The sequence below is a fragment of the Boseongicola sp. genome (assembly GCF_057460485.1).
Genome location: NZ_JBVCWP010000166.1, coordinates 1 through 8,845, shown reverse-complemented (window position 1 = coordinate 8,845; position 8,845 = coordinate 1). Strand labels below are relative to the sequence as shown.

8 protein-coding genes are annotated in these 8,845 nt (G+C 56.5%); 5 read left to right on the top strand and 3 right to left on the bottom strand.

Annotated elements, in window-relative coordinates; translation table 11 throughout:
* Nucleotides 1-61: 61 nt before the first annotated feature.
* The 5 genes from AC221Y_RS16175 to AC221Y_RS16155 all read left to right on the top strand — a co-directional run bounded on the left by AC221Y_RS16175 (nt 62) and on the right by AC221Y_RS16155 (nt 5,470).
* On the top strand, nt 62-958 hold the full coding sequence (locus tag AC221Y_RS16175; RefSeq protein ID WP_299755349.1) for a sulfotransferase domain-containing protein: 897 nt from the start codon (nt 62-64) through the stop codon (nt 956-958).
* Between the two features lie 366 nt (nt 959-1,324).
* Nucleotides 1,325-3,691: a Tn3 family transposase gene (locus tag AC221Y_RS16170; RefSeq protein WP_486707749.1), complete on the top strand. Its 2,367-nt coding sequence runs from the start codon at nt 1,325-1,327 to the stop codon at nt 3,689-3,691.
* Nucleotides 3,692-3,699: 8 nt separating this feature from the next.
* Complete coding sequence (locus AC221Y_RS16165; protein WP_299755355.1) at nt 3,700-4,317, top strand: plasmid pRiA4b ORF-3 family protein; 618 nt, start codon at nt 3,700-3,702, stop codon at nt 4,315-4,317.
* A gap of 119 nt (nt 4,318-4,436) precedes the next feature.
* Nucleotides 4,437-4,994 (top strand): recombinase family protein, encoded by a 558-nt coding sequence (locus AC221Y_RS16160; protein ID WP_299755359.1) that lies wholly within the window; start codon nt 4,437-4,439, stop codon nt 4,992-4,994.
* Between the two features lie 137 nt (nt 4,995-5,131).
* Nucleotides 5,132-5,470 (top strand): hypothetical protein, encoded by a 339-nt coding sequence (locus AC221Y_RS16155; protein WP_299755361.1) that lies wholly within the window; start codon nt 5,132-5,134, stop codon nt 5,468-5,470.
* A 157-nt stretch (nt 5,471-5,627) separates the two neighbouring features.
* Here the strand turns inward: AC221Y_RS16155 and AC221Y_RS16150 are convergent, their stop codons facing one another.
* The 3 genes from AC221Y_RS16150 to AC221Y_RS16140 all read right to left on the bottom strand — a co-directional run bounded on the left by AC221Y_RS16150 (nt 5,628) and on the right by AC221Y_RS16140 (nt 8,452).
* Nucleotides 5,628-6,473 carry a sterol desaturase family protein gene (locus tag AC221Y_RS16150; protein WP_299755364.1) on the bottom strand — a complete coding sequence of 282 codons (846 nt, stop codon included), beginning with the start codon at nt 6,471-6,473 and terminating at the stop codon, nt 5,628-5,630.
* A 45-nt stretch (nt 6,474-6,518) separates the two neighbouring features.
* Nucleotides 6,519-7,805: a multicopper oxidase family protein gene (locus tag AC221Y_RS16145; RefSeq protein ID WP_486707748.1), complete on the bottom strand. Its 1,287-nt coding sequence runs from the start codon at nt 7,803-7,805 to the stop codon at nt 6,519-6,521.
* A 284-nt stretch (nt 7,806-8,089) separates the two neighbouring features.
* Nucleotides 8,090-8,452: an SHOCT domain-containing protein gene (locus AC221Y_RS16140; protein WP_299755370.1), complete on the bottom strand. Its 363-nt coding sequence runs from the start codon at nt 8,450-8,452 to the stop codon at nt 8,090-8,092.
* Nucleotides 8,453-8,845 lie beyond the last annotated feature (393 nt).

Here is an 8,845-nt window from a genome sequence, read left to right as displayed (position 1 = left end):
GGCGTGCTACAGTGTTCCAAAGAGACGAGCAGTCATTCACAAGGGCGGAGCTCCAGCAAACATGTCCACTGATACAGCCATTCTCGCTCCGGCAGGTCGAAGCTATCGTGGCGACATCACTGATCCCGACCGCTGGGCTACCTGGAAGCCAAACAAGGGCGATATCTTGGTCTGCACCCCCCCCAAATGCGGCACGACTTGGACGCAGACAATCCTTGCCATGCTCGTCAACGGAGGGCCGGACCTGCCCCAAAAACTGCCAATCCTGTCACCTTGGGTTGATGCCGATTTAGGAATTTCGGCCAAAGAGGTCTCTGTCACGCTCGCCGGGCAGAAAGGACGGCGGGTCGTCAAGACGCACACCCCTGGCGATGGCTTTCCGATTTGGCAAGATGTCGTCGTCATTGCTGTCTATCGCCATCCGCTCGACGTGTTCTTTTCGTTGCGTAAGCATGCCGCAAACATGAAGAATGCCGAGGAAGATCATATCATGCGCGCGCCAATTCCGCAGGCGATCCGTGCATTTCTTGAGGGCGCGTCAGACGTGAATGATTTTGATCGTGATACGCTCGCGACATTGGTCCACCATTATACGGAAACGGTTCTCTCAAGAAGATTTCCAGACCTCCGGCTTTTTCACTATTCTGACATGATACGGGACGGGCGGACCACGGTAGCGAGGCTGGCTAAAGCGGCTAATATTGATGCCGACGCCGCCTTATTGGATGCTGTCACCGAAGCGACGGCTTTTGGTGCGATGAAGGCAAACGCAGCGAACTATGCGCCCGTAGGTGGCACCGGGTTTTGGATTTCTGATGAAAGTTTCTTCGATTCCGCCAGCTCCAAGAAATGGGAAGGCCAACTGAGTGAGGATGAGATCGAACTATATCACGAACGACTGGCCAATCTGATCCCAGACAATCGGGCACGGGCCTGGTTGGAGAACGGAGACGGATAGAGAACCGTAGGTTTGTTTTGTCTTGGGCATGAAATTCAAAGGTCGTTAATTCCCGCTTAGCAGACCTTGGTGAATCCCGCAGCAAAGGTCGGCTTTGAGCGGCGGTCACAATTGATCGACGCAACACTTGCATTGAAACGCTCGGCGGCCGTTTCGTATCCCAGCGTCATTCGGGTCGTTCGTTAAGCTGTCTGGGCGACAGCACTCAGCTTGGCTTCCCTATGTGTCAACAAATCCGTCCCTTTTTGGAAGTAGGCCTAGCTGGCCCGAAGCTGCATATTTGGGCTTTTGAGAGAACATATGCGAAACAAGTCGCTGGTTGACGGGCTGTCCTGATGCAGGACGATGCTATCGTCTGAAGGTGTCATGACGGAGCAAGCATTTGCCACTATTTGGGGGCTTTCCTATTCCGATTTCGAGTTTCTGAGCCGGTATGGAGCGAAGTCCCGGGTCATGGTTGCGTGCCAGCTGCTTTTCTTTCGCCAGCATGGCTATTTTCCTGAGGACCGTTCTGCGTTTGATCCTGATGCGATCGAGTATGTTGCTGATCAAATTGGTATTGAAGACTGCCTTGCTTATAGCTTTGCCAGCTATAATGCCCGCCGCCAGCGTGCGGGCATTTTGGGTTTCCTTGGAGTCCGCCGGGCATCTGAGCGTGATCGCGCTAAACTTCAGGCATGGATGGGGAAGCACCTTGGCGGTCGCGACCTGAACTTGGCGGATTGGGTTGAGCGCGGCTATGCACAAGCCTGTCAAATGGGCGTTTTTGTTCCTTCGGAGAAAATCATGGAGCGCCTGGCCCACGCGTCCCGTCGTGATTTTCGCAAAGGTTTTCTGGCGCAAGTGGGATTACAGCTATCGGTCGAGACTATTGAGCAGTTGGAATGGGCGCTTTCTGAACCTTTGGCGGAAACGGGTTTTCAGCGGCTGAAGGACGATGTTGGTGCCGCATCGTTAGACAGCGTGTTGCGGGCGGCGCTGAGGGTGTCCTTTGTCGAGGGGCTCAATCTTCCGCTTGATATTCTAGTTGGCGTTGAACGCTGTTGGGTTTCGCGCCTCGCACGGCAAGTCGAGGGCGAAACCGCCTCAGAGATGCGTCGCCATGCGCTTGAGCGACGGTTGGGGCTTCTTGCCAGCTATCTGATGCATCGCAAATCACAGCTGACCGACGGTCGGATCGAAGATGTCATTTACCCTATCGCGGGCGCGGCCAGGCTACATGCTGTTATCGAAGAACATCGGACCAAGGGTACGCTGGATGCGCGCCGGGATACCTACTACGCTGATCTGGGCTTGTCGCAGGATGCGAAGAGCCCAGTAGCAGGTGTGAAAGCAGAATTGGAACGGGAGCTGCACCTGCTGAATGCAACCTTGCCCGACAATGACAAGGTGCGCCTGAGGTGGAGTGGAGAGAACCCTATTTCGCTTACGCCGTTGACGCCGGTTCCTCAGCCGCCCGGCCTGGGTGCGTTGAAGGCCGAGGTCGCCCGAGCATGGCCAATGACGGGCCTACTTGATGTTCTGAAGGAAACGGCCCTCGACACCGGTTTCTTAAACGGCTTTCAAACCTCGGCCAGCCGGGAGGCGCTTCCTCCGACACTTCGGGATCAGCGCTTGCTGCGCTGCCTCTATGGTTTGGGCCCGAATGCGGGCTTGAAACGCGTAGCCGCTGGTTCACCCGATGTCAGCTATGATGAGCTCTTGCACATTCGGAGGCGGTATATTGATCCTGCTGCTTTGAAGGCGGCCTGTGCGCAAGTTTCCAATGCGACGCTTGCAGTCCGAAATCCAGATGTCTGGGGACCGCCAGGCACGACTTGCGCAGTGGATTCAACCAAGTTCCGGGCGTGGGATCTCAACCTGATGACCGAATGGCACGCACGCTATGGCGGGTGCGGCGTCATGATCTACTGGCATGTCGAGCGGCAAGCGACCTGCATCTATTCCCAACTGAAGCGCTGCTCATCCTCTGAGGTCGCCGCCATGATCGAAGGCGTTCTGCGGCACTGCACGGATATGGAAATCCAAAGACAGTATGTCGACAGCCACGGCCAAAACGCCGTTGGCTTTGCCTTCTGTCACCTTCTGGTCTTTGAGCTTGCACCCCGTCTGAAAGCCATCGCGCGTCAGAAGCTTGCCCTTCCCAGTGCGGGCATGCGAGGGCAACTGCCCAATCTGCTGCCCATCCTGTCAGGTGTTGTTGATTGGGACGAAATTGAACGTCAGTATGACGAAATGGTCAAATACGCGGCGGCCAGCCAGCACGGGACGGCGGACCCTGAGGCCATCTTGCGCCGGTTCGCACGTTCAGATGTGATGCACCCTACCTACAAGGCGCTCGCCGAACTGGGTCGCGCCATCAAAACGATCTTCCTATGCCGCTACCTGCGCTCTGAGGCGTTCCGTCGGGAAATTCACGAGGGGCTGAATGTCGTCGCGAACTGGAACAGCACCAATAGCTTTGTGTTCTTCGGCAAAGGCGGTAAGATCGCCACCAACCGTGTGCGAGATCAGGAAACCGCTGCCCATGCGCTACAGCTGCTGCAATCATCTCTGGTCTACGTGAACACCCGGATGATGCAATCTGTCTTGCGCAACCCCGACGTGGTCGCGCGTCTGTCCCCCGAGGACTATCGCGGCCTTTTCCCGCTCATCCACCTCCACATCAACCCCTATGGCCGGTTCGAGGTCGATCTGGAAAAGCGGATCGATTTCGAACCCATGGCCGCATAAAGGCACTCATGGCGAAGAAAGAACCCCAAGTCCTGTGTTTGAAAATCACCCTTGGGTATGTCGACCCCGCACCGTGGCGTGAAATCGAGATCCGGTCGGACAAGACCCTGCCGCATCTGCATGACGCCATTCAGGCGGCCTTCCTGTGGAACGACATGCATCTGTGGGATTTCGAGATTGGCGACCGGAAATACCAGATGAAAAGCGAAGAGTTCTGGATCGAACCGATGTTCGGCCCGCCTTTGATGGAGGTCACCACGAAGAGGCTGGACTTCTTTTTGAACAGCAAGGTGCCGCCTGTGATCTATACCTACGATTTTGGGGATGACTGGGTGCATCGCGTCGAACTCGTTTCAAAGCGTTCGGTTGAGCCGAATGAACTGCAGCCACGTTTTGTTGCTGGTCAGTGGGCAACACCACCGGAGGACATTGGAGGCCCGCCAATGTACGAGGTTTTCAAGGAGGCACGTACAGATAAAAACCACGCGGAACATGAATGGGCCAAAGAGGGTGGATACGTCGATTGGGATCACATCGAGATCCATGCCGACGCTATCGCCGAACAATTCTCCAAACTGCAGAAGCAGAAACTACGACGAACCTCACACTGGGTTCGGGAGAGATGAAGTGTCATCATGGGTCTACCCATGGGGACACCTTCAATGACACTAGAGCAATCCACTTTTGTGTTCACTTTGGGCCGATTTCTCGATAATGAACAAGCCATGTCGAGGGCACACCCAAAATGAACACTTATCAGGCCAAAATCGGATATGCGCAGACCTCGACTGCGGATCAGAACCTCGATGCGCAGATTGCCGCCCTGAAAGCAGCCGGGTGTGGCATGGTCCGCACCGAGCAAAAGAGTGGTGCCAGCCTTGAGGGGCGGGCCGAGCTTAGGACGATCCTCGACTTCATCCACTCAGGTGAGACTCTGGTGGTCACCCGTATCGATCGGCTGGCCCGCAGCCTCAGTGACCTGCAGACAATCGTCGCCCAGCTGAAGTCCAAGGGCGCGCATCTGGCCGCAACAGAGCAGCCAGTGGACACCTCAAACGCCACGGGAAAGGCCTTCTTTGACATGCTCGGTGTTTTTGCCGAGTTCGAGACAAATCTGCGGCGTGAGCGGCAAGCCGAGGGCATTCTCGCTGCCAAGCAGCGTGGCGTGTATCGCGGCCGCCTCCCGAAAATCGATATGGCCACCATTCAGGCGAAGCTGTCAGAGGGCATGTCGCCTACGGAAATCGCACGTGACATGGGAATATCGCGGGGCACTGTTTATAAAGCAAAGGCTTTGATGTGAAAAAAAACAAGACAAAGCAGCGGCCTCCAGTGGCAAAGCCACCGGCCCAAACAAACACTAAAGTACCACCCCCGCGCAATCTGACGCCCCCGCTCTGTGAGAAACTGCGCCGGGACATGATGCAAGCGTGTCTAAAGGTGGCGGAGACGCACGGGTTGACGGTTGAAGGCGGGGAGCTGAGTGACATCGACTTGCGTCATGGTTTTGACATCAGCTTCCGCGTCGGTATTCCGATGCCAGACGGCGCGATCTATTCCCCGGACAAAGCCCTTTTTGAAGTCCTTGCTCCACATTTTGGCCTTGAACCATCTGACTATGGACGGCCCTTCAGATTGCGTGGAGACCTCTACCGGATTGTGGCAATCAATCCCAACAGACCAAAGTACCCGATTAGCACTGAGCGTGTTTCCGACGGGCGCGGGTTTAAGATGCCAGCCGAAACCGTCGTAATGTATCTGCAGAACTCCAGCGCCTGACTGTTCACATATTGATTCCGTCGGAGCCCAAATATGCAGCTTCGGGCCAGCTAGGCCAAGTAGTGTCGCATCAGACGATTGGTATTTTCACGAACTGTAGATTTCCCTCGATCGCAGGCGCTCCATAACGGCTGACCAAAGGGCCGGCGCTGTGCGCTCAAAGCTTCTCTTCCGTCTCACGGTTGATCGGATAGCCGCTTGCCGGGCCTTTAACCGGCTGAACCAGCATCCGGTCGAGCCACAGTTCGCGCCTTGTGCGAAATTGCTCGATCCCGATCGACATTCCCTCATGCCCTGCTGCCGGCTGCGCCTTGTACGTGCCGAGTAGCCTGTCCCACCAAGGGAGGTTAAAGCCAAAATTACTGTTCGTTTCTTCCGGTCGGATCGAGTGATGGACGCGATGCATGTCAGGTGTGACCACGATCAAGCGGAGGACTCGGTCCACAAGCGTCGGCAGCCGGATGTTGGAGTGATTGAACATCGCAGTTGCGTTCAACAGAACCTCGAAGATCAACACCGCGACGGCGGGTGGCCCCAATGCCACGACCACCGCCAACTTGATCCCCATCGACAGCAGAATTTCGACCGGGTGAAAGCGCAAGCCCGTGGTCACGTCAAACTCGAGATCCGCGTGATGCATTCGGTGCAACCGCCAGAGCGCGGGGACAGCATGGAACATCACGTGCTGTAGATAGATGACCAGATCAAAAACGATCACAGAGACGAGGATTGCACCCCAGCCGGGAACGTCGATGATATTAAACAGACCCCAGCCCTGGCTCTCTGCCATCACCGCCAATCCGACCGCAAGGATTGGAAAACTTAATCGCAACAAGATCGTATCAACCACCACTAATGCCAGATTGTTCGTCCAGCGGATCAATCGTGGGATTTCCTGCCGTCGCCGCGGCGCAGCGAGTTCCCAAGAGGCCATCACCACCAAAACGCCTAGAAACACTGCAAGGCGAAGTTGCGGTTCGGCGGCAAGAATGGACTCGGTCATTGGCATTGTCGGAGCTTCTGTGTTGCGGTCCGCGCGGCGCGGACTTCAGGTCACGGTGAACTGACCCATCATACCAGCATCTTCGTGTTCAAGGATATGGCAGTGGAACATGAACGGTGTCTCGCGGCTGGCGGGTTGGTCAAAACGGGCGAGGAGATCGGCTTCTCCCGGAACGAGCACAGTATCCTTCCAGCCGATGTTTTCCGGTCGTGGCGGCGCACCATTCTCGCTCACCACCCTGAACCGGACGCCATGGACGTGGAGCGGGTGGGCAAGCATCGTGCTGCGAACATGCCAGCGTTCGACGGAACCGAGGGCGACTTCGAAATCTATACGGCGCATGTCGAAAGGACGCCCGTTGATCGCAAAGCCACCTCCTCTCATCATCCCACCCATGCCCATATCCAGCGAGACCTGCCTGGTGTTTACCTCAGCTCCCAACAGGTCTTCGAGCACACCGTCCAGTTGCTCTGGCAGGCGGCCGATGCGCGTAGGCAGCGTCGTATCGGTCGCGAACTGCAGAATCCCATAGGACTGGCCCGGATCGCTCATCAATATGGGAGCGTCGCCACCCGAAAAATCGACAAGGATCTCCGCCCGTTCGCCCGGGGCAAGGCGAAGCGTGTCCAGCGCTACCGGCGCTGGCAGGAAGCCGCCATCTGTTGCCACCAGATGCATTGGGCGCGCGTCATCGAAGAACAGCGTGTAAATGCGGGCGTTCGAGCCGTTGAGCAGACGCAAGCGCGTGATCCCTTTTGGCACGACCGCCGTTGCGCCTGCCTGGCCGTTTACGAGCATCCGATTGCCGGAGAAGCCGTGCATCACGTCCATCCTTGAGGCGGAATAGACCATTCGACCCGCCGCATCGAACCGGCGGTCCTGCAGAACCAGCGTTAAATCGTCGATGCCGTAGGCAGACGGCAGGCCGCGAGCATCGTCCTGCCCGTCCCTCACGTGGATGACCCCGGCCAGCCCAAAATACACCTGCTCTGCAGTTTGTTCGTGGATATGCGAGTGATACCAGACCGTTGCCGGATCCTGCGCAATTACCATCTCTGGACGCCATGTCTCGCCAGTCGCAATAGGAAGATGTGGTCCGCCGTCATGCTCTCCCGGCACCAAAAGGCCGTGCCAGTGCGCGCTGATGGGATCACCGAGCGTGTTTTTCACCTCAGCGGCCAGCTCGCCGTTTTGAACGACGATGGTCGGCCCCAGATAGTCCTGATTGAACCCAGCCGTGGGCGTAGTGGCGCCTCCGAGAAAACTGGTGCTCCCGGCGCTTGTCGTCAGAGCCAAGCGACCGGTCGCCCGGGTGTCGAGAAGCGGCGGCATCGATAGACGCGTCAAGGGAGCCTTTGATTGGGCAAAGGCGCGCCGGGTGGGCAGCTGCGAAAGGGCCCCCGCGGCCCCAAGCATTGCGGACGATGAAGTCAGGAAGTGGCGTCGTTTCATTTTGGCCTTTCGATGCCGGGATGGGGTTAGGAAGATGCAAAAACCCTCGAGATGGGTCCTTAATAGTAAACACATTTCACAATTTTGACCGCAGTTCAGTAGGCGGCAAAAGGGGCGGCCCCAGCCTAGACAGGCGCTGGGGAAACTCTGGCCGCAGATCCAGATCAGTCAGCCAGCAATTTCTTGCGTTCCTCGAATTCCTTGGAGTCGATCTCGCCCTTTGCGTACCTTTCCTTGAGGAGCACGATAGCCCGGTCATGCGCAGCATGACCGTTTCCAGCCAGTCCGGGCCCGCCGAACTGCCGCATAAGATAGATGACCCCCGCAACGATTCCGACCAAGATCAGAATCATAAAAACTGGCCCGAGAAACATGCCAAAACCACCCCATTGGCTGTCGCCCCACATCATGCCATGTTCGTGAGCATACGAACCGTAACGGTCCGGGATTTCCCCGACCTGCGCCATGCCAGACGTGGCGGCAGCGCCGACTAGGGCGGTCAGGCTCGCAATTGTCTTGAACTTCATCTTATAGCTCCTCTTGCATGGGATTCCCTCTAACCACCTGTTTCTCATACAGAGAAATCAGCGCGCGATTCCTGATCTGGATCAAGTCGGCAGTTCCGAAATCCGATATCGTATTTCGAAGTCTTCCAGGCGCGGATCCGATCCCATGGCGTCGATGCAGGCGCATAAAAAATCCAGAGCTGCACGCGGTCACAGGTCAGTTTCGCGATCTCCCGAAGAAGGCAGTAGAGGCTATCTGAAAACAGAAGGAGGCGCGCAAACTCTAGAGACATACGGCTAGGCAGAAGATTATAGTTTCTAAACTAGTGCGTCGCGTCGCCATATTTGACAGCGTTTGAATTTTCTGAATCACTTCAAAAACATTTTTGGAGGTTTTTTGGATGGGCAAACGTG